At 64.0% G+C, this 19,332-nt stretch carries 19 protein-coding genes; 8 read left to right on the top strand and 11 right to left on the bottom strand.

Features of this window, described 5'->3' with window-relative positions; all coding sequences use genetic code 11:
* A partial coding sequence (locus V6M63_RS08855) for a TetR/AcrR family transcriptional regulator (RefSeq protein WP_332741214.1) occupies window positions 1-803 on the bottom strand: 803 nt, incomplete at its 3' end.
* A 24-nt stretch (window positions 804-827) separates the two neighbouring features.
* On the opposite strand from V6M63_RS08855, the gene V6M63_RS08850 reads away from it, so the two are divergent.
* On the top strand, window positions 828-1,346 hold the full coding sequence (locus tag V6M63_RS08850; protein WP_332741213.1) for a DinB family protein: 519 nt from the start codon (window positions 828-830) through the stop codon (window positions 1,344-1,346).
* Between the two features lie 393 nt (window positions 1,347-1,739).
* On the opposite strand, the gene V6M63_RS08845 is transcribed toward V6M63_RS08850, so the two are convergent.
* Window positions 1,740-3,182: an NCS1 family nucleobase:cation symporter-1 gene (locus V6M63_RS08845; protein WP_332741212.1), complete on the bottom strand. Its 1,443-nt coding sequence runs from the start codon at window positions 3,180-3,182 to the stop codon at window positions 1,740-1,742.
* Window positions 3,183-3,416: 234 nt separating this feature from the next.
* On the opposite strand from V6M63_RS08845, the gene V6M63_RS08840 reads away from it, so the two are divergent.
* Window positions 3,417-4,826: a UDP-glucose dehydrogenase family protein gene (locus V6M63_RS08840; RefSeq protein ID WP_332741211.1), complete on the top strand. Its 1,410-nt coding sequence runs from the start codon at window positions 3,417-3,419 to the stop codon at window positions 4,824-4,826.
* Here the strand turns inward: V6M63_RS08840 and V6M63_RS08835 are convergent, their stop codons facing one another.
* Window positions 4,827-6,038: a glycosyltransferase family 4 protein gene (locus V6M63_RS08835; protein WP_332741210.1), complete on the bottom strand. Its 1,212-nt coding sequence runs from the start codon at window positions 6,036-6,038 to the stop codon at window positions 4,827-4,829.
* A 181-nt stretch (window positions 6,039-6,219) separates the two neighbouring features.
* Here V6M63_RS08835 and V6M63_RS08830 point away from each other — a divergent pair, with 181 nt between their 5' ends.
* Window positions 6,220-6,822, top strand: coding sequence for a hypothetical protein (locus V6M63_RS08830; RefSeq protein ID WP_332741209.1), 603 nt, complete (start codon window positions 6,220-6,222; stop codon window positions 6,820-6,822).
* Window positions 6,823-6,827: 5 nt separating this feature from the next.
* On the opposite strand, the gene V6M63_RS08825 is transcribed toward V6M63_RS08830, so the two are convergent.
* Window positions 6,828-8,480 (bottom strand): aminotransferase class III-fold pyridoxal phosphate-dependent enzyme, encoded by a 1,653-nt coding sequence (locus V6M63_RS08825; RefSeq protein ID WP_332741208.1) that lies wholly within the window; start codon window positions 8,478-8,480, stop codon window positions 6,828-6,830.
* Window positions 8,481-8,539: 59 nt separating this feature from the next.
* On the opposite strand from V6M63_RS08825, the gene asd reads away from it, so the two are divergent.
* Entirely contained in the window at window positions 8,540-9,421 is an 882-nt protein-coding gene (gene asd, locus V6M63_RS08820) for an archaetidylserine decarboxylase (protein ID WP_332741207.1), read from the top strand.
* A 20-nt stretch (window positions 9,422-9,441) separates the two neighbouring features.
* On the opposite strand, the gene V6M63_RS08815 is transcribed toward asd, so the two are convergent.
* Window positions 9,442-9,870 carry an FKBP-type peptidyl-prolyl cis-trans isomerase gene (locus V6M63_RS08815; protein WP_332741206.1) on the bottom strand — a complete coding sequence of 143 codons (429 nt, stop codon included), beginning with the start codon at window positions 9,868-9,870 and terminating at the stop codon, window positions 9,442-9,444.
* Between the two features lie 244 nt (window positions 9,871-10,114).
* Here V6M63_RS08815 and V6M63_RS08810 point away from each other — a divergent pair, with 244 nt between their 5' ends.
* Window positions 10,115-10,882 carry an alpha/beta fold hydrolase gene (locus V6M63_RS08810; protein ID WP_332741205.1) on the top strand — a complete coding sequence of 256 codons (768 nt, stop codon included), beginning with the start codon at window positions 10,115-10,117 and terminating at the stop codon, window positions 10,880-10,882.
* Between the two features lie 64 nt (window positions 10,883-10,946).
* Here the strand turns inward: V6M63_RS08810 and V6M63_RS08805 are convergent, their stop codons facing one another.
* On the bottom strand, window positions 10,947-11,915 hold the full coding sequence (locus tag V6M63_RS08805; RefSeq protein ID WP_332741204.1) for a LysR substrate-binding domain-containing protein: 969 nt from the start codon (window positions 11,913-11,915) through the stop codon (window positions 10,947-10,949).
* Window positions 11,916-12,036: 121 nt separating this feature from the next.
* Here V6M63_RS08805 and V6M63_RS08800 point away from each other — a divergent pair, with 121 nt between their 5' ends.
* Genes V6M63_RS08800 through V6M63_RS08790 form a run of 3 tightly spaced genes read left to right on the top strand, consistent with a single transcriptional unit; the run spans window position 12,037 to window position 14,278 of the window.
* Window positions 12,037-13,026 carry a tripartite tricarboxylate transporter substrate-binding protein gene (locus V6M63_RS08800; RefSeq protein WP_332741203.1) on the top strand — a complete coding sequence of 330 codons (990 nt, stop codon included), beginning with the start codon at window positions 12,037-12,039 and terminating at the stop codon, window positions 13,024-13,026.
* Window positions 13,027-13,028: 2 nt separating this feature from the next.
* Window positions 13,029-13,580 carry a DUF4863 family protein gene (locus tag V6M63_RS08795; protein ID WP_332741202.1) on the top strand — a complete coding sequence of 184 codons (552 nt, stop codon included), beginning with the start codon at window positions 13,029-13,031 and terminating at the stop codon, window positions 13,578-13,580.
* 2 nt (window positions 13,581-13,582) lie between these two features.
* The gene (locus tag V6M63_RS08790; protein ID WP_332741201.1) at window positions 13,583-14,278 is read left to right on the top strand and encodes a nitroreductase; all 696 of its coding nucleotides are present in this window, start codon (window positions 13,583-13,585) and stop codon (window positions 14,276-14,278) included.
* Window positions 14,279-14,649: 371 nt separating this feature from the next.
* On the opposite strand, the gene V6M63_RS08785 is transcribed toward V6M63_RS08790, so the two are convergent.
* The 5 genes from V6M63_RS08785 to V6M63_RS08765 form a co-directional block, all read right to left on the bottom strand.
* Window positions 14,650-15,528, bottom strand: a complete 879-nt coding sequence (locus V6M63_RS08785; protein WP_332741200.1) for an alpha/beta fold hydrolase — start codon at window positions 15,526-15,528, stop codon at window positions 14,650-14,652.
* A gap of 103 nt (window positions 15,529-15,631) precedes the next feature.
* Complete coding sequence (locus V6M63_RS08780; RefSeq protein WP_332741199.1) at window positions 15,632-16,708, bottom strand: alkene reductase; 1,077 nt, start codon at window positions 16,706-16,708, stop codon at window positions 15,632-15,634.
* A 54-nt stretch (window positions 16,709-16,762) separates the two neighbouring features.
* Window positions 16,763-17,467 (bottom strand): SDR family oxidoreductase, encoded by a 705-nt coding sequence (locus V6M63_RS08775; RefSeq protein ID WP_332741198.1) that lies wholly within the window; start codon window positions 17,465-17,467, stop codon window positions 16,763-16,765.
* 82 nt (window positions 17,468-17,549) lie between these two features.
* Window positions 17,550-18,551, bottom strand: coding sequence for an NADP-dependent oxidoreductase (locus V6M63_RS08770; protein ID WP_332741197.1), 1,002 nt, complete (start codon window positions 18,549-18,551; stop codon window positions 17,550-17,552).
* Between the two features lie 110 nt (window positions 18,552-18,661).
* A complete protein-coding gene (locus tag V6M63_RS08765; RefSeq protein ID WP_332741196.1) occupies window positions 18,662-19,267 on the bottom strand; it encodes a TetR/AcrR family transcriptional regulator in 606 nt (201 codons plus the stop codon).
* Window positions 19,268-19,332: the final 65 nt, after the last annotated feature.

Genomic DNA, 19,332 nt, shown 5'->3' with positions numbered 1-19,332 from the left:
CAGCTCGCACGAGCTCGACCATTTGCTGACGGAACTCCGCCGGGTACGGGGGTCTGACTTTGGACATTTGCGACTCCTTGAACACAAAGAATGATGTGTCCACGGACTCGGGTCAACTCCAGAATCTCTAAAGGCCGACGGCCCGCCGCAGTCAGGTAGAGCACTAGCGCGTCGACCAGTTCTTCGCATACCGAAGGGTCTTGGAGCGTCCCGCGTCGCACTGCGTTGTGAATCACGCCGTCAACTAGGTCCGACACGATGGTGCCCACAATTCGTGCTGTGGGGCCTGCTCCGCAGGCCTCCGCGATTTCCTCAAAGTTGGCCAAATAGTTCTTCTCAAAGGTGCTATGCGGGTCGCGCCCAGCCTCTTCGATGGGAAGTTCTTCAAGCAATACGCGGTGAAGGCCGGGGTGTTCAGCGTGGGCAGCAACCATCCCGTCCACTAGCGATTGAACAACATCGCGCAAAGGCTGCTCTGCGAAAAGTCCCCGCCTTGCGCGCACTGCACTGAGGCAATCCTGAAGGTGACGGTCCCGAATTGCCTCGACCAGTGCTTGCTTGTTTGGAAAATACTGATATAGCGAACCGACACTGACGCCTGCCGCCTCAGCCACAGCATTGGTCGTAAATCGGGCCCAACCTTGCGTGCCCAAAATGCGAGCCCCAGCTTCAACAATGGCTTGAACCAACGCACGCGAGCGCTCTTGCTGAGGCCGTTTGCGCATCTGGCTGCGCGGTTTTGGGATGCGAGTAGACGTTTCGCCCGGTCGTTTCGACAATGGATTCTCCTTCTGAATGACCATCGCCCAGACTCAAAGGCCGACCAAATGTGCAACACCTCGAAGATTCTGAAATCACTATTCGGCTATCAAGCTTGGGCAAATAGGGAACTACTGGATGTCATTGGTCAACTCGACATCCAGAAGCATGCCATCGAGCGCCAGGAAGCCTTGCGCCTGCTCAATCACATTTTCGTCGTTGGCAGCATTTTCCGGGCGCACCTGTCAACCAAGCGGCACGGGTATACCGATACCAACACGGAAGACACACCATCTTTGGAAGCGCTGCGCGCGTCGTTGGAAGAACTGGACGCCTGGTACACGGGCTACGTGGCTAAGGCGGATGCGGCGACGCTTTCCGAGCCGAGTGTATTTGCCTTCACTGATGGGGATGCCGGCTGCATGTCCTGCGAAGAAATGCTGCTGCATGTTGCCACCCATGCTGGCTACCATCGCGGCGAAGTCGGCCGTATCCTTCGCCCTCTGGAAGTTGAATTGCCATGGGATACTTATGCGGTCTTTCTCCACCGCAGCCAGCCGTCCCGTCGCGAGGCCCTCGCTTGTTGAGCTGTCTAAGAAGATTAAAAGGCCTGAGGGCAAACGCCGGCCTGAAGCCTTCTCAACGTCACCTCCGATTCGAGTGACCGCTCCTGGCCGATTGCAGCAGTCTATCCCTGGCACCGCTGCCTGCAAGCCGTAGACCTTCATGACCAACGACTGAATGGCTGCAATGTGGTGCAGACCGCACGTTCGGTGCGCAAGCGCAGCCGGCAGCAGCCGCTGCCAAGCGGTTCCTCAAGCGTGGACGCCCCTTTGCCAAAGCTCCCCCGCATGTCTGTTGGCCCCTCGATGAGGTAGTCCTCTGTGCTTCGGCCGCGCGGTGCACGGCGAACGTCTGCATGCGCGATCGGCGATGGTGTGCCCGAGCCAGGCTGGGTCAACACCATCGCTGGTGTGGTGTCACACCTTCACGTGGCGTTTGCCCAGTGCGTTGTAAATCACCCCGCCGAGCACGGCGCCGATGACCCAGTTGTAGCCCGAGAGGAATTCGAACCAGGGCACCCAGACCGTGGCCACCGAGAAGATGGCGGCGATGCCGAACGCCTTCACGGCGGCGCGGTTCCAGCCGTCGGTGTAGTGGTAGCGACCCCCTTGCATGTTGTACAGATCGGCCAGGTCGAGCTGCTGTTTTCGATGCACGTAGTAGTCCACGATCAGGATGCCGAAGAGGGGCGCGAGGGTCGCGCCCAGTGTGTTGACGAAGCCGCCGATGCCGAAGTTGCTGATGAAGCTGGTCCAGAAGCCGCCGATCACCAGCGCAAAGGCGGAGGTGATGATCCCGGCCTTGCGGAAGCTGATCTTTTCGGGTGAGAGGTTGGCAATGCCGTTGACCGCAGGAATGAAGTTGGCCACCAGGTTGATTCCCACCGTGGCAGCGAAGAAGGTGATGGCGGCGATCACGCTCATCACCACGCTGTCGGCACGCTCGATGATCTTCGTGGGGTCGATGATCCGTTCGCCATACACCACGGCCGCACCGGCCGTGGTCAGCAGTGCCAGTGCCGAAAACAGGATCATGTTCAATGGCAGACCCGTGAGGTTGCCCATGGTCATGGCCTTCTTGTCTTTGGCGTAGCGCGAGAAGTCGCTGAAGTTGATCATCACCGCCGCGAAGTACGCGACCATGGTGCCCACAATGCCCACGAATCCCTTGAGTTCGGAGGTCCAGGTTGCGTCCGGGTTGGTGAAGATGGAGGCGGCGGCCGACAGCAACTGGCCATCGGAGCGCTGCCACAACACGACGACCAGCGAGAGCATCACGAGGTACACAAACGGGCCGGCGATATTCAGGAAGGTTTCCACCCACTTCATGCCGCGCCAGAAGATGACGATGTGCAAGGCCCAGACGATCAGGAAGGCCATCCAGTCGATGCCGGTGAGCCCGAGGTAGGTTTCGCCCCCGCTGGCACCGGTGACCGCGCGGATCAGCAGCGCCAGTGCGGTGGATGCAAAGTACACCTGAACGCCGTACCAGAAGATGGCCACCGTGGAGCGGAGCAGGGCGGGCAGTTTGGCGCCTTCGGTGCCCAGGCTGGCTCGTGCCAGCACCGGGTAGGGGATGCCGTATTTCTCGCCAGGCGCCCCTGAGAGATTGACCATCCACATCACGAACAGGCCGGCTGTGATCAAGCCCGCAAACGCCGTCCACCCCCCGACGCCGTAGCTGATGAACAGGGATGCCACGAGCGAATAGCCAAACAGCGACTGCACGTCGTTGGCCCAGATGTTGAAGACGGCAAAGGAACCCCAGGTCTTTTCATCGGGGCCTGCTGGATTGAGCGCATTGCTCTCGGGATCGAGGGTGTTGCCTTGTTCCACGGGCGTGAGCGTGTTTGACTTCATGGTTCCCTCCGATGGTGTCTGGACGTCCGGTTGGTCGCCCTGCTGGCTTTGACGGTGGCGGGCACCACGTCATTTTGTATACAGAACTGTACGCATTAATCGAAACCCCGCGTCACAGGGTTAACCCGATTCGGCCGCCAGCGCGCAGTCCGCGTTTCACGGTTCTGTCATCGCTTCGCCAACGCCGTTTCATCTTGGGCTTGCAGCATGTTCTCCAACCAACGGAGAACAGCCATGAAGATCGCAGTGGTGGGTGCAGGGTATGTGGGGCTGGTCACCGCGACCTGCCTGGCCGAGCTGGGCAACGACGTCATCTGTGTGGACCGCGACCACGGGCGCGTCGCGGTGCTGCAAGCCGGCGGTGTGCCGATCTTCGAGCCCGGTCTCGAAGACCTGTTGCAGCGCAACCGCCATGCCGACCGCCTGCGCTTCACCACGTCCATCGCTGCTGCGGTGCGGCATGCCGAGGTGATCTTCATCGCGGTGGGAACGCCCCCGCAGGAAGACGGATCGGCGGACCTGCAGCACGTGCTGGCCGTGGCTGCGCAGATCGGCCAGCACATGACCGACTTCAAGGTGGTGGTCAACAAGTCGACCGTCCCGGTGGGCACCGGAGGGCGTGTGGAGCAGGTCCTGCGCAGCGCGCTGGCGGACAGGGGGCTGGCTGCGCTGGACTTCGCGGTCGTGTCCAACCCGGAGTTCCTCAAGGAGGGTGCCGCATTGGACGACTTCATGCGCCCGGACCGCATCGTCATCGGCCTGCCCCCGGGAGACGCCGGCGAAGCGGCCCGGCGCCTGATGACCCGGCTCTATGCGCCGTTCAACCGCCACCACGAGCGCAGCCTGTGGATGGACGTGGCCAGCGCCGAACTGACCAAGTACGCCGCCAACGCCATGCTGGCGACGCGGATCTCGTTCATGAACGACATGGCGCACCTGGCCGACGCCGTGGGCGCCGACATCGACTCTGTGCGCCGGGGCATCGGATCCGACAGCAGGATCGGCCACGGCTTCCTTTACGCCGGCACGGGCTATGGGGGCAGCTGCTTTCCCAAGGACACCCGCGCGCTGATCCACGAAGCGGCCGCGCAGGGTTTGCGCATGCGCGTGGTCGAGGCCACCGAGTCGGTGAACCACGAGCAGAAGCAGGTGCTGGTGGAGCGGGTCTGCGCGCACTTCGGCGCCGATCTGCGCGGGCTGCGCCTGGGTGTGTGGGGCCTGGCCTTCAAGCCCAACACCGACGACATGCGCGACGCGCCCAGCCGCATCGTGATCCCCGAGCTGCTGAGCCGGGGTGCCGAGGTTCGGGTGCACGACCCGGTGGCCTTGAGCGAGGCACAGCGCGCGCTCAGTGCCGATCTGGGGCGACCGGTGAGCGAAGTGGAGGGTCTGACATTCGTCGATTCCCCACTCGAAGCGGTGGCCGACGTGGACGCCCTGCTGGTGTTGACGGAGTGGAAGTGTTTCCACAACCCCGACTTCGATGCCATGGCGCGGTCCATGCGCGGCCGTGTCATCTTCGATGGCCGCAACCTCTACGACCCGGCGTTGATGGATTCACTCGGCTTCGTCTACCAGGGCATCGGGCGGCGCGGCCATCACCAGGCTGCCCACCCGGCGCGGGAACTGCCGCAGCCCGCTTGATCAGGCGCGCGCGCCGATGAGGCGCGCGGCCACCAGGTGGTGCCAGACGCCCTCGACCTGGCGCACGATCTGCTCCCAGTCCTGCGTGAGCGTGGTGGCGCGGCCGCGCTCGCGCAGTTGCCGGACAAGCCCGGGGTTGCTCATCAGTTCAACCGCGTTCCGAAGAAACGCCGCCTCATCGCCTCGGGGCGCCAGCAAGCCGTTGTCGCCATGCCGGATCAGCTCGGCCGCGGCGGCGTAGTCGAAAGCCAGCACCGCCAGGCCGCTGGCCAGCGCCTCGGGCGTGACATTGCCGTAGGTCTCGGTCACGCTGGGGAAGACGAACAGGTCGGCGCTGGCGTAGTGGCGAGCCAGCCCGTCGCCACTCTGCGCGCCCACCATCAATGCATCGGGGCAGGCTTGTGCCAGGGCATTGCGCGAGGGCCCGTCGCCCACCACCACCAACTTGAGATCGGGCCGCACGGCACGCATCGCGTTCCAGCTGCGCGCCAGCAGATCGAGGTTCTTTTCGCGGGCGAGCCGGCCCACCGACAGCAGCACCGGCTGATCGGGCGTCACACCCCATTGCGCACGCAGGTCTTCGCTGCGGTGCACCGGCGAGAACCGCGCGGCATCCACGCCGCGCGCCACCACCATCAGCCGTTCGAAGCCTTGGGCCGACAGGTCTTGCAGCAGGTCGCTCGACGGCACCATCGTGCAATCGGCCAGGTTGTGGAATTTGCGAAGGTAGGCCGCGATCGGCTTGCGAAGCCAGCCGATGCCGTAGTGCTGGCTGTAGGCATGGAAGTTGGTGCGGAAGTCGGTGCTCAGCGGCAGCCGCAGCTTGCGGGCGGCCTGCACGGCCGACCAGCCCAGCGGGCCTTCCGTGGCCACGTGCACCAGGTCGGGCCGTTGCCGGGTCCATTGCGCGAGCAGTGCGCGCTTGATCGGCATGCCCAGGCGAAGCTGCGGATACCGGGGAATCTCCAGTCCCCGAACCAGCAGTTCGTCCGAGGTGGTGTCGCGATCCTTGTCGGTCAGGGGCTGGCGTGGCCGGATCAGCTGGATCTGGTGGTTGCCGGCCTGCAGCCGCTGCACCAGCTGCTGCAATGTGACGGCCACACCATTGACCTCGGGCGGATACGTCTCGGTGACCACGGCAACCCGCAGGCTGGGTCGCGGCACGGGCAGGTGTTCGACCAGCAGGGCATCGCAGACGTCGGATGTGTTCATGGGGACGATGTTCATCGCTTGCGATAACAGTTGTGTGACAGGTGGTCCGCTGCACAACAGCCTGTCGTGTCATTGCCATGTCTCGGTTGATGTCACGGCCGTTTCATGTTGCCGCCTGAGCATCCGATGCAGGACCGCTCATTGTGATCGGGCCCGTCCGTGACTGAACAAGAGGAATTGAATGAACACGTTTTTCAAAGAGCTCGAGACACAGCGCTGGGACGACCACCGCTACTACCACCACAGCCGCATCAACCAGAGCCTGCACCTGCTCAGCGCAGTGAGCTTCCTGGTGGCCTACGCCTTGTTGTTCACCGATCCGGCGCTGGCCGCCCTGGTGGCCTGGCTGGTGTCCATGGTGAGCCGCCAGGCGGGCCACTTTTTCTTCGAACCCAAGGGTTACGACGAGATCAACCAGGCCACGCATGCGTACAAGGAGGCCGTCAAGGTGGGCTACAACCTGCAGCGCAAGGTGGTGCTGATGCTGATCTGGGCAGCCTCGCCGCTGCTGCTGGTGGCACAGCCCGACCTGTTCGGCCTGATGGAGCCCCACACCGACTGGCTGGGCCTCGCGCACAACGTCGGCTGGATGTGGCTCTGGGTGGGTGTTGGTGGTCTGGCATTCCGTGTCATGCAGCTGTGGGTGTTGAAGGACCTGCGCACGGGATTGGTGTGGGCCAGCAAGATCGTGACCGACCCATTCCACGACATCAAGCTGTACCACCGCGCGCCGCTGCAGTTGTTGCGCGGCGAGTGGATGGAGCCGGGACCGCGGGCGAGCTGAATTTTTCAGGCGCGTGCGCTCCAGCGGGCGCGCCACATTTCCTTGACCACCTGCCGCTGCAGATCCCGGGCCGTCGCGCCGGTGGGGTTGGCCCACCAGCCGTCCTCGGTCATGCGCTGGCAGGCCAGCACCAGGCGCCGAAGCACTTCAGCCATGTCCTGCTCGCTGTAGTTCAGGCTGAAGACCATGCGGCCGGTGCCCACCCAGCTCAGCGCCAGCCCCTGCTCGCGCAGGTAGAACTGCAGCATCCAGTGGTAGCGCGAGGGTGCCGTGAAGTTGACGGTCCAGATGCTGGAGAGCCCGGCCACCCGAACCGGCACATCGGCCTGCTGCAGCGCGTGGTTGAAACGGGTCAGATGGTTCTGCCAGCGCTCGTCCAGGCCGTCGTAAATGGCTTGGACTTCAGGCGTCTCCAGCCGCCGCAGGAAAGCGTTCATCGCTCCCATGACGTAGGGGTGCGCATTGAAGGTGCCGCGGGCAAAGCAGATGTCGGCCGGGCGCTCGGGGCGAAACCGCTGCATCCAGGCGGCCTTGCCACACACCACCCCCACCGGCAGACCACCACCGAGCGTCTTGCCGTAGGTGACCAGATCGGCCTGCACGCCGTAGTGTTCCTGGGCTCCGCCGCGCGCCAGCCGGAATCCCACGAAGACCTCGTCAAAGATCAGCGCGATGCCACGCGCGGTGCAGACCTCGCGCAAACGCGCCAGCCACTGCGCGTAGGCCTTTTGATCGGCGGGATCGCTCTGGCGTGCGGTCATCACCGTCGAGTCGCCCGGTGCGTTGCGGTTCGGATGCAATGCCTGCAGCGGGTTGACCAGCACGCAGGCAATGTCCTTTCGGGTCCGCAGCACGTTCAGGCTGCGTTCGTCCATGTCTTTCAGTGTGTAGGTGTGGCCCGGCGGCATCGGGTTGCCGGGCCCGGGCTGCACGTCGTCCCACCAGCCGTGGTACGCGCCGCAAAAGCGCACCAGCTTCTTGCGACCGGTGTGAAAACGCGCCAGCCGCACCGCCTGCATCACCGCTTCGGTGCCGGACATGTGGAACGACACAGCGTCCAGCCCCGAGATGGCTTTCAGCCGCTCCACGTTGTCGGCCACGCAGGGGTGGTAGCCGCCCAGCACCGGCCCCAGTGCGGCGCCCAGTTCGGCGCCTTCGGCCATGGTGGCCTTGTAGAAGTCGACACCGAAGACGTTGACGCCGTAGGAGCCGGTCAGGTCGAAACAGTGGTTGCCGTCGATGTCGGTCAGGCCAACGCCTTCGGCCTGCGCCCAGAACGCGGGCAGCGCCAGGTGTTGGCGCACCAGTTCGCTGAACTGGAACGGCACGCGGTACCGGCCGGTGAACTGCAGGTCCGGCAGTCCACTGCGCAGCTGTGCCGTGAGTGCCAGCCCCTGCGGAGCCTTGGCGTTCAGCTGGGCCGAGAGCCGATAGAAGGCCGCCTTGCGCTGGGCCGCCACGCCGGGCGGCGCACCGTCGGCCGCGAAGAAGCGGTCTTCGGCATAGCTGTAGCCGGGCAACCAGCGCGCCAGGCGCTTGGCCATGAGCGAATGCCCCGCCAGCGAGCGGTGCTTTGCCCGCGACAACTGGATGCGCTGGTGAACGAAAGGAAAGGACGCTGCCAGTGCGCTGGCTGAAAGAACCCATGCGGTGGACATCTGACACACACCTGAAAAGTGAAGGTGTGACATTTGTAGAACATTGCTTTGACAGAACCATGAACAAAAACGCCTGGCGCGAAAAATTCCTTCTCAACGAAGATCTCAACTTCCTGTTCACCAACCGCATACCGCGTGTGGCGGCCACCCGTTTCATGGGCTGGTTCAGCCGCATCCAGAGCCCTGTGCTCACGCGGCTCTCCATCGGGGTGTGGCGGCTGTTCACCGATCTCGACCTGAGCGAGGCGAAGCAGCAAAGCTTCCAGAGCCTGCGCGACTGCTTCACGCGGGAACTCAAACCCGGCTTGCGCCCCTTTGATCCCGACCCGGCCGTGGTGTGCAGCCCCAGCGACGCCATCGTGGGCGCCTGCGGGCCGATCGATGGCACCGACGTGCTGCAGGCCAAGGGCTTCCCCTACCCGTTGCGCGAGTTGCTGCGCTCCGAAGACATGGCGCAGCGCATGCAGGGAGGGCGCTACACCACCTTGCGCCTCACCTCGGCCATGTACCACCGCTTCCATGCCCCGCATGCGCTGGCGGTGGACCGGGTGACGTACATCAGCGGCGACACCTGGAACGTCAACCCCATCGCGCTCAAGCGCGTCGAGCGCCTGTTCTGCAAGAACGAGCGCGCCGTCATCGAATGCCGCTTGCCCGCTCTGGGCGATGCCCCGCTGATCCTGGTGCCGGTGGCCGCGGTGCTGGTGGCGAGCATTCGCCTTCACTGGCTCAACATCCTGCTGCACCTGCGCTGGCCCGGCCCCAACGTGATCCCCTGCGCCGCCAGCATGACCAAGGGCGAGGAGATGGGCTGGTTCGAACACGGCTCCACCATCATCGTGCTCACACCGCCCGGCCTGGACCCGGTGCCGGGCATCGAGAACGGTGTGCGCATCCAGGCTGGCCAGGCCTTGTTGCGGCAACGGGTCGATGGATCGTAGGCAGGCTGGAGCGAAGCCGGTTACTTCCTCTTCACGGACAGCAGTTGCACCTGGAACGTCAGAACGCTGTTGCCCGGGATCACGCCGGGAATGCCCCGCTCGCCGTAGGCCGTGGCGGGTGGGCAGGTTATGTCAGCCGTGTCGCCCACTTTCATTTCCTGCAAAGCTTGTGTCCAGCAAGGCACGACGCGGTTGAGCGGGAAGGTGGCGGGCTCGCCGCGTTTGAATGAGCTGTCGAACTCTTTGCCGTCGGTCAATGTGCCGCGGTAGTGCACCTGCACGGTATCGGTGGCCAAGGGCTTTTCACCCGTTCCGGCCGTGGTCCATTTCAAAGCGACGCCTGATGGGAGGACTTTGTTGGCAGGGAGGGCAGGCGTCGTTTGGGCATGAACAGAAGAGATGACCGACAGGGTGGCCAGGAAGGCGGCGATTTGAAGACGTGTTTTCATGGGGCGAAGGGTGGGGAAAGAAGAGGGTGCACGGGCACGGGTGGGTGATCGGTCCGACTTTAGCGGTCACGCCGCGGTTTGGCTGGCAGATCAATTCATTGAGTAGATCGATGGCTCATGACTGACATTGCACATTCGGCTTGTTGAACGGCGTGCATTCTTCTTCTGCAGAACCATCGCTTCTGCCAAAGCCGACCATTGACCATCATGCGAGCTCCACCAACGCTAGCCCTCAGGAACCCGAATGAACACTCTCTCGCCTCTTCATCTCATCGCCGCGGCCACACTTGCAGCCACCGTCGGCATCGCCACCGCTTCCCCCGCTACCGGACCCGTGCGCCATGTAGTCCTTGTTCACGGAGCCTTCGCCGATGGATCCGGGTGGAAGCCGGTCGCCGACATCCTGCGTAAGGACGGGTACACCGTCAGCATCGTTCAGCAGCCCATGACTTCCGTGGCTGAGGACGTTGCCGCCACCACCCGCATCCTCGATCTGCAATCCGGTCTTGCCGTTCTGGTTGGCCACAGCTATGGCGGCGCAATCATCACCGCCGCTGGCAACCACCCTAAGGTGGCCAGCCTGGTGTATGTCGCCGGCTTCGCTCCGGACGATGGTGAGATCCTGGGCAAACTCTCGAGCACCCGGCCACCCGCCGCCCACAGCATCGCACCGACCGCAGACGGCTACCTGTTCGTCAACGCGGCGCAGTTCCCCGCGGATTTCGCCGCCGACTTGCCGGCTCCATTGGCCAGCTTCATGGCGATCTCCCAGATGCCGATCAACGGAAAAGCCTGGGGAACACCGTTCACCGCACCCGCTTGGAAAGTCAAGCCCAGCCACGGCATCGTCTCGAAGCAGGACCGGATGATCAACCCCGACCTGCAGCGGTTCATGTATGCCCGCGCCAAGGCCCGTGTGACGGAGATCGACGGAAGCCACGCGGTCTTCCTGTCCCAACCACAGGCGGTGGCCAACGTCATCATGGGCGCTGCCTCGGGCGAACAGAAATGAGGACCGGCATCCCGGCTGCAGGCGTCAGTGGCCGTGCCCTCGCAGGCGTGGCATTTGGCGGACCCTAAGCCACCTGCTGCGCCGCGCTCGCCACGCATTCCCGCAGCCACACATGGGCGGGGTCGTGGTCGTTGCGGCTGTGCCAGACCCCGCGAAACGTGGACAGCACCGATGGGTAGGGCGGCTCGCGCATGAGCAGGTCGCCACCCACGGCCAGGCTGCGCGCCAATGACGACGGCATGATGGACAGCATGTCGGAGCCGCGCAGCAAGGCGGGAATGGCCAGCGAGTGCGGCACCGTCGTGCGGTAGCGCGGTGTGGCGCCGATGCCCGCCAGGGCTTCCTCCAGCGCGTGGCGGTCGAACATCTCGGCCTGGCGCGCCAGGCCGCGCTCCAGGATGAAGCCGCCCACCGCCCCCTCTTCCTGCCCACCCACCGACACCGTCACCAGCGGGTAACGCGCCAGATCGTGCAGCGCCAGCTTGCGGCGCGTGGCCGGATGGCCCTTGCGCATGACGATGAGTTCGCCTTGGGTCATCAGCGTGCGCGCGCTCAGGCGCGACGGCACCTGGGCAAAGATGCCCAGGGCCAGATCGATCCGGCCCACGTCGATCTGCTCGGCCAGGTCGATCCGTGTGGAGGGCCGGATCACGAGATCGATGTGGGGGGCCTCCACCGCCATCAGGCGGCTCAGTTCGGCCACCAACACCACCGTCAGGTGGTCGTTGGCGGCGATGGCGAAACGGCGCGTCGACTGGCGGGGGTCGAACGGCTCGACGCCCAGCGTCGCTTCGATCCTGCGCAGTGAACTGCGCAGGTCATCGGCCATGGCGATGGCGCGTGCGGTGGGCACCATGCCCTTGGCCGTGCGAACAAACAACTCGTCGCCCACCACCTCGCGCAGACGCGTGAGCGCGTGGCTCACCGCCGATTGGCTGAGGTTCAGGCGTTTGCCCGCACGCAGCAGGTTGCGGTCTTCGAAGACCGCGTCAAACACCTTGATCAGGTTCAGGTCGATGCGTCCGATGCTCATTGCAGGTTCCTGACATGTTGCATGGCATGCATTCTGCTCTTGCAAAACCTGCGCTTCCGTTCAAGTTGAAGTGTGCCGATCATTCATTGCATTCCCACCACGCAAACACACGGAGCCCCTGATGAAAAACCTCTCACGCCGGCACTTTGGCGCCGCCAGCCTGGCTACCCTGGTCTCCGTGGCCTGGCCGCTGGCCGCGGTCGCTCAGGCTTCTGCAAGCAACCGCAAGATCCTGGTGGGCTACCCCGCCGGGGGCACGCTGGACCAGACGGCGCGCCGCGTGGCCGAGGCCTGGCGCAAGCAGGGCAGCACGACCATCGTCGACAACCGTGCCGGCGCGGCAGGTCGCATCGCCAACGCCATGCTCAAGCGCGAGCGCGCCGATGGCACAGCGCTGCTGTGCACGCACACCTCGGCGCTCAGCATCTACCCCCATGTCTACACCAAGCTCATGTACGACGCGGTGACGGACTTCGTGCCGATCACGCCGGTGGTTTCCGCCACGTGTGCGCTGGCGGTCAGCACGGCCGTGCCGGCGTCCGTCAAGACGCTCGCCGACTACGTGAAGTGGGTGCAGCTCTCGCCCAACCACGCCATGTACGCATCGCCCGCGGCGGGCTCCATGGCGCACTTCCTGGGCTTTCAGCTCTCCGAGGCGGCCCATCTGAAGCTGCAGCACGTGGGTTACCGTGGTTCGGCGCCGGCCATGAACGATCTGCTGGGCGCCCAGATACCCGCTTACCTGGGCTTCGTGGCCGATTTCCTGCCCTACCTGCAGAGCGGCAAGCTGCGCATCCTGGCGGTGAGTGGTGACAAGCGATCGCGCTTCATGCCCGGGGTGGCGACCTTTGCCGAACAAGGCTATCCGGCCATCAACGGCATCGAGACCTACGGCATCTTCGCGCCACCGGGAACGCCCGACGCGGTGGTCAACTCGGTGCACGCTTCGGTGCTGGCCGCGACCCAGGACGCGGCCCTGATCGCGGGCTTCGAGGAGGTCGGCCTCGAGTTGCTCACGCTCACGCCCAAGGCGTACGAGCGCCACATCCAGCAAGAGCGTGACAAGTGGGGGCCGGTGGTGAAAGCCTCCGGCTTCCGGTCGGAGGAATGAACATGCAGAACGACGAGCGAGAAGCGCTGATCCTGCGCAGCGCCCGGTTTCTGGACGAGGTCAAGGACATGACCGCGGGCACCGACGTGGAGCGTTGGCTGAACGAGCGCTGCGGGCCGGGCAGCGAGGTATACGAGACCCTCGCGCGCCTGGTGAAGGCCGGCGTGCGCGATGGCTGGGCCGCCAACATCGAGATCGGTGGGCCCCACTACCGCCGCAGCCGCATCGCCGAGCCCTCGGCGCAAACACACTGGTTCAGCATCACGGCGGTGTACATGGACAGCACCGGCAATGAACAAGGCAACCCGGAGAACAGCTTTCGGGGTCAATACCACGCGCATCCCTACGGCGAGCTGAACATGGTGATCCCGCTCAACCCAGGCGCTGCGCTGGCCGGCCCCAACGGTTGGTGCGAAGCGGGCTGGACGGCGCCGGGCCCCGGCAGCCACCACTACCCGGAAGCCCGTGGGGGCGCCGTGATCGCCTTGTTCTACCTGCCCGCCGGACGCATCGCCTACCATCAACCGCCGGCCGAATCGGCGGTGGAGGTTTGATCATGTCCGAACACGAAACCGCCGACATCACGCGCGTAGTGGACAGCGTGCTGCGCTCGCGCCGCAGCCTGCGCGCCTACAGGACCGACCCTGTTCCACGCGAACTACTGGCGGAAATCCTGGAGGTGGCCGCCAGCGCCCCAAGCAACTCCAACACGCAACCCTGGCAGATCCACGCCGTCGCGGCCGCACCCAAGGCGACCCTCAGCGCGGCGCTGCTAGCCGCCTTTCACGAAGGCACGCTGCCGCCGTCTCTGCATTTTCCCGACCCGCTGCCTGCGGAGTACGCGCAGCGTCAGCAGGACTTTGGTGCGCGGTACTACCAGTCGCTGGGCATTGATGTGGCCGACATGGCGGGTCGTGCACGACAGACCGCCAGGAATTTCGACTTCTTCGGCGCGCCGGTCGGCCTGATCTTCACCATCGACCAGCGCCTGGCGCCACACAGCTGGCTGGACCTGGGGCTGCTGGTGCAGAACGTGATGATCGCGGCCACCGCGCGGGGCCTTGGCACCTGTCCGCAGGTGTCGTTTGCGCGTTTCCACCCGGTCATCGCGCGGCACCTGGCGTTGGGCGAGCACGAACTCACGGTGTGCGGCATGTCCCTGGGCTACCCGCAGCACGACGCGGCTGTGAACCACATCGCCATGCCGCGCCGAGCGGTGCGGGAGTTTGCGAACTTTGACGGCTTCGAATGAACGACTTTCCATGAAACGCCAATTCTGTTGCCTGCGTTGGTTGCTGGCTCCCACCTTGCTGACCTTGGCCGTTTCCTTGACTTTCTTGTTCTGGGGTATGTGGGTACTCGGACCAGCGTGAAGAGTTAGGCCAGTGGGTGGCCGCCTCAAACGGGCAACACGGGCGGATCTGCACACCGAACTCAGGAGGCGATACCACCGTCAGCAATCGCTGAGACCTCAGGTCTGCGTTTGCACATGCGTGCTCCAGACTGGTCTCGGTCATTTGAACCCGGAGTCTGAACGGTCGCGGGTAGGCCGCAAACGGCCATTCGCCTAGAAGGGCGTAAAGCGGCTTCTCGGCCACCCCGCCCGGAAATCCAGATATCGAGTCAGTGGGCCAGAAAGTCGAGCGTGCTGCGCACGAAGTCGGCATGAAACTGGAATGCACCGCCGTGTCCGGCATCGGGATAGATGATCAGTTGGCTGTTCGGCAGCCGGCGTGCCAGGTCGTGCGAGTTGACCGTCGGGACCATGCGGTCATCGTCACCGTTGACCACCAGCACAGGCTGTTTGACCACGGACAGATCGGCCGGTGCTTTCAGACCCCACAAGCGCAGCGCCTGAAGCTGGGCAATGAATGCGCTCACGGAGATTTCCTTGTCACGGTCCTCGGTGCGTTCCTTCAAGCGCTCCAGGAAGGCCTTTCCGGCATCGATGCCACTGGGCGTTCGCGTGAAGAACAGGAACTGCTTCGCATCCTGGCCCGTGAATAAGCCCCGGAGCATGTCGTAGAACGTGACCGCACCCACTGTGCTGATGCCTTCGCCTCCAGCGGGGCCGGTGCCCGCGAGCACCATCTTGCGCACGAGTTGTGGCTCCTTCAGAACGATTTCCTGGGCCACCATGCCGCCCAACGAGAACCCCAGGAGGTCCACCTGCGTGAAGCCCATGGCCTGAATGAAGGTGATGGCATCGTCGGCCATGTGCTCCATGGAGTTCGACGGTGAGCCACTGGATGCCCCGATGCCGCGGTTGTCGAAGGCGATCACGTGGTGCCTGGCCGCGATGCCGTCCATGATCCGCGGGTCCCAGTTGTCCAGCACCGCGGCCAGATGAACCAGGAACACCACGGGCGTTCCGCCGTTGTGCTTGCCCAGTTCCCGGTACGCGAAGTCCACGCCGCCAGCCGTGATGGTTTGGGTGGGGACGTTCTTCCAGGTGACCTCGGCTTTTTGCCCGACCGAGAGCTGGTTGGGGGTCGCCCCCATGACGACAGGCTCTGCCGCAAGCACGGTTGACGTTTGGAGGGTCGTTGACAGGGAAAGACCCAGCACTGCCGTTTGGAAAAGATGTTTCATGGTGGGTCTCCTGTCAGGCGGCAAGGGTTGGGTAGTCGGTGTAGCCCTTGGAGCCGGGCGTGTAGAACGTCGCCATGTCCACGGGGTTCAACGCGGCTTTGACTTGCATGCGCTCCACCAGATCGGGGTTGGCGATGAACGGGCGGGCAAAGGCAATGAGATTCGCGTGACCCGCATTGAGCGCAATTTCCGCAGTGGTCCGGTCAAAGCCACCGGCCAGAATGAACACGCCATGGAACGCCACGCGAAGGCGAAACTTCAACTCCGCGGGCACGGGCGGCGCGCCCATGGCCGAGTGGTCCAGCAGGTGCACATACAGAATGCCCAGCTGCGCCAGTTCTTCGGTGAGGGCCAGGTACTGCGCATCGACGTCGGGGTACCCACCTGTGCCGTTGAACACGCCGTAGGGCGACAGCCTGATCCCCACCCGATCGGCTCCGATGGCGGCGACCGTGGCGCGAACCACTTCCAGTGCGAAGCGGTTGCGCCCTTCGATGCTGATCCCGTACGCATCGGTGCGGCGGTTCACATTGGCGTTCAGAAACTGCTCGATCAGATAGCCGTTCGCGGCGTGCAGCTCGACACCATCGAACCCGGCTTCAATGGCCAGTTGCGCCGACCTGGCGTATTCCGCGACGGCGTGGGCCATGTCGTCTGCGGTCATGGCGCGCGGAGCGCTGTGCGACTGCTTGCCCTGTGTGTCGGTGTGCATCTGGCCGGGGCAGACATCGGCCGTCGGCGCAAGCACTTCGGCACCGGCGGGCAAGTTGGCCGCATGGGCCACGCGCCCGGTGTGCATCAGTTGGACAAAGATCTTGCCGCCTCGGGCGTGCACGGCCTCCGTCACCTGCTTCCACCCCCGCACGTGCGCATCGTTGAACAGACCAGGGATGCGGGCGTAGCCCAATCCGTTGGGCGACGGCGAGGTGCCCTCGGTGATGATCAGACCGGCCGTTGCGCGTTGGCCGTAGTACTCGGCCATCAGGGCGTTGGGCGTGTTTCCTTCCACCGCCCGGCTTCGCGTCATGGGCGCCATGACGATTCGGTTGCGGAGCTGCAAAGAGGGTTCAGTGAGTGTGGCGAAGAGCATGGTTGTCTTTCTATCGGGGTGGGTCGGTGTTGGAGTGGGTCGGATGGTCTGGGCTCAATGGCCTTGGGGTAGATAGACCGGGCGCGGAGCCGTCAGGCCCTGCCGGACCTGTTGGGTGAGCACGTCGGCCAACACCTCTTCGGCGCCCGCCTCCAGCCCGTCCAGCGCGCGCTGCACGATCTCCTCGGCGCTGCTTTTCTGAACCTCGAAACCCCGTGTGAGATCGGTATCGACATACGCCATGTGCAGGCCCAGCACCTGGGTCTTCTGTCCCGCCAGTTCGTGGCGCAGTGCGTTGGTCAACGACCACGCCGCCGACTTGCTCGCCGAATAGGCGGCCAACTCGCCGCCGTTGACCCACGACGCCACAGACAAAACGTTGAGCAGTGCGCCACCGCCGTTGGCATTGAGCACAGGCGCAAAGGCCTTGCTCACGTTCAGAACGCCGAAGAAGTTGGTCTCGAAAATGCGGCGTGCCAGCGCGTCACTGTCCTGCGCAAGGAAGCCACCGGGTTGGGCAATCCCCGCGTTGTTGATCACCAGGTTCACATCGGCGGCCTGCCGTACCGCGGCAGCGACCTCATCGGCCTTGGTGACGTCGAGCTGCAAGGCCTGGACACCTGGCAAGGTCACGGTGGCGGGATCGCGTGCGGCGGCATAGACCTTGCGGGCACCGCGTGCGAGCAGGGCACGCGCAAACGCGAGGCCAATACCACGGTTGGCGCCGGTGACGAGGACAACGGAATTTTCAATGTTCATGGGAGGCTCCAAAAAGTTGAATGAAACGGAATATGACGAACGTCATATTTAAGGGCGTGCGATGGCAGTGCGTTAAAAGGGCTCATCGGACCTTGATGACCACCTTGCCTCTCGAACGGCCGCTTTCGACGTAGGCCAGGGCATCGTTGGTGGATTCGAACGGGAAGACCTTGTCGACCACCGGGCGTATGGCGCCAGACTCGATCAGCGGCGTGATCTGCCGCAACTGGTTTCCGCTGGCCTTCATGAACAGGAATGAGTAGCCAACCTGCAGGCGCCGGGCTTGCCTCCGGGCGCCGAAGCTGATGGCGCGCGTGACCTGCCTAACCAACCATGGGGCCTTGATGTCTTCGGCAAACCGGGGATCGGGTGGCCCCGAGATGGAGATGAGGCTGCCCCCGGGTTTGAGCACGCCCAGGGACTTCGCCAGGGTCTTGCCGTCCTGGCTGTTCAGCACCACGTCGTAGCCGCTCAGGCGTTCTTCAAAAGCGTCCTTCTTGTAGTCGACGATCACATCCGCACCCAGGCTCTTGACCAGGGCGGCGTTGCCAGCGCTGGTGGTGGTGGCCACCGTCGCACCCAGGTGCTTGGCCAACTGGATGGCAAACGTGCCCACGCCACCCGAGCCCGCCTGAATGAACACCTTCTGCCCCTTTTTGAGCTTTGCTCTTTCAACCAGCGCCTGCCATGCCGTCAAGCCCACCAGAGGGATGGATGCGGCTTCTTCCATGGTGATGTTCCTGGGCTTGATCGCCACAGAGTCTTCCTTGACGGCAATCAATTCAGCGAACGTACCGATGCGGAAGTCATCGGCCTTGGCGTAAACCTCGTCGCCCACCTTGAACTGGCGCACGCGCGGTCCGACACGAATCACCACGCCGGCCACGTCGTGCCCCAGGACGAAGGGTGGACGGTACGGCAGGATGAGCTTGAATTCCCCGTTTCGAAGCTTGGCATCCAGCACGTTCACCGCTGTCGCATGCACCTGGATCAAGACCTCGTCTTCACGCACATCCGGTTCCGGCACATCGGCGGCCCGCAGTTGTTCTTTCTTCCCGTAGCGATCCAAGACGAAGGCTTTCATGGCTTTTCCTTTTTCCAAAAAGTGCAAGGGACGACCTCAGCGGACTGGGGCGGGAAGGCATTTGACATGATGGTCATCATACTTATGGGCAAAAAAAACCGGTCCATGGGTCACGCCCCGGAAGGGGACAGGTTCTTCATGGCAGCGCTGCACAGCGATTCCGACAACGCAGGATCATCGACGGCACGGGCCAGCGTCAAAGTGCCCACCAGGGTTGCCACAGTCACCAGCGCACGCTCATGGGCGCCGGGCTGCCCCCAATCCGGCGACTGACGGGCAACCAGATCGATCATCTCCTTGATGCGGCGTGTCGCCGCCCGGCGAACTTGCGGCGACTGGCGGGGCATTTCAGAGCCCAGGGCTGAAACAGGGCAGCCTGTCTCGATGCTCGCCAGGTGCTCTTTGGAAAGATAGACCTGCACCATCGCCTGCAGAGACTGCTCGGGCGGTACGGCGGCAATGACACGTGCCGCCACGGCGTTGGCCTCGGCACCCGCACGGTCCGCAGCCTCGGCCAGCATGGCTTCGCGGGACTCGAAATGGGCATAGAACGCACCGTGCGTCAAACCCGCCTCTTTCATGATGTCGGCCACGCCGGTGCCGTCGTAACCGCTGCGCCGGATGGCGCGGGCGGCGGCCTGCACGATGCGTTCGTGCGAAGCCTCTTTGGCGGCGGAGCGGATGTTGGTTGGCGTTTTTCGCATGACGTCCATCATATCAAAAGGCAATCAACAGTGCAACAGGTGCGTTGAAATGGCCGAGAAAAGAGAGTTCGCTGCGT

Origin of the sequence: Hydrogenophaga sp. (assembly GCF_036675665.1) — a bacterium.
Lineage (GTDB): Bacteria > Pseudomonadota > Gammaproteobacteria > Burkholderiales > Burkholderiaceae_C > Hydrogenophaga.
The sequence above is the reverse complement of the archived record's forward strand: the minus strand, read 5'-3'. Positions and strand labels throughout refer to the sequence as shown.

Excerpts from the sequence above, each read along its gene's own strand:
- V6M63_RS08775 (WP_332741198.1), bottom strand. The coding sequence starts at position 17,467 with ATGAACATTGAAAATTCCGTTGTCCTCGTCACCGGCGCCAACCGTGGT.
- V6M63_RS08845 (WP_332741212.1), bottom strand. The coding sequence starts at position 3,182 with ATGAAGTCAAACACGCTCACGCCCGTGGAACAAGGCAACACCCTCGAT.
- V6M63_RS08830 (WP_332741209.1), top strand. The coding sequence starts at position 6,220 with ATGAACACGTTTTTCAAAGAGCTCGAGACACAGCGCTGGGACGACCAC.
- V6M63_RS08810 (WP_332741205.1), top strand. The coding sequence starts at position 10,115 with ATGAACACTCTCTCGCCTCTTCATCTCATCGCCGCGGCCACACTTGCA.
- asd (WP_332741207.1), top strand. The coding sequence starts at position 8,540 with ATGAACAAAAACGCCTGGCGCGAAAAATTCCTTCTCAACGAAGATCTC.
- V6M63_RS08770 (WP_332741197.1), bottom strand. The coding sequence starts at position 18,551 with ATGAAAGCCTTCGTCTTGGATCGCTACGGGAAGAAAGAACAACTGCGG.
- V6M63_RS08835 (WP_332741210.1), bottom strand. The coding sequence starts at position 6,038 with ATGAACACATCCGACGTCTGCGATGCCCTGCTGGTCGAACACCTGCCC.
- V6M63_RS08815 (WP_332741206.1), bottom strand. The coding sequence starts at position 9,870 with ATGAAAACACGTCTTCAAATCGCCGCCTTCCTGGCCACCCTGTCGGTC.
- V6M63_RS08805 (WP_332741204.1), bottom strand. The coding sequence starts at position 11,915 with ATGAGCATCGGACGCATCGACCTGAACCTGATCAAGGTGTTTGACGCG.
- V6M63_RS08765 (WP_332741196.1), bottom strand. The coding sequence starts at position 19,267 with ATGATGGACGTCATGCGAAAAACGCCAACCAACATCCGCTCCGCCGCC.
- V6M63_RS08850 (WP_332741213.1), top strand. The coding sequence starts at position 828 with ATGTGCAACACCTCGAAGATTCTGAAATCACTATTCGGCTATCAAGCT.
- V6M63_RS08800 (WP_332741203.1), top strand. The coding sequence starts at position 12,037 with ATGAAAAACCTCTCACGCCGGCACTTTGGCGCCGCCAGCCTGGCTACC.
- V6M63_RS08785 (WP_332741200.1), bottom strand. The coding sequence starts at position 15,528 with ATGGGGGCGACCCCCAACCAGCTCTCGGTCGGGCAAAAAGCCGAGGTC.
- V6M63_RS08780 (WP_332741199.1), bottom strand. The coding sequence starts at position 16,708 with ATGCTCTTCGCCACACTCACTGAACCCTCTTTGCAGCTCCGCAACCGA.
- V6M63_RS08840 (WP_332741211.1), top strand. The coding sequence starts at position 3,417 with ATGAAGATCGCAGTGGTGGGTGCAGGGTATGTGGGGCTGGTCACCGCG.
- V6M63_RS08790 (WP_332741201.1), top strand. The coding sequence starts at position 13,583 with ATGTCCGAACACGAAACCGCCGACATCACGCGCGTAGTGGACAGCGTG.
- V6M63_RS08795 (WP_332741202.1), top strand. The coding sequence starts at position 13,029 with ATGCAGAACGACGAGCGAGAAGCGCTGATCCTGCGCAGCGCCCGGTTT.
- V6M63_RS08825 (WP_332741208.1), bottom strand. The coding sequence starts at position 8,480 with ATGTCCACCGCATGGGTTCTTTCAGCCAGCGCACTGGCAGCGTCCTTT.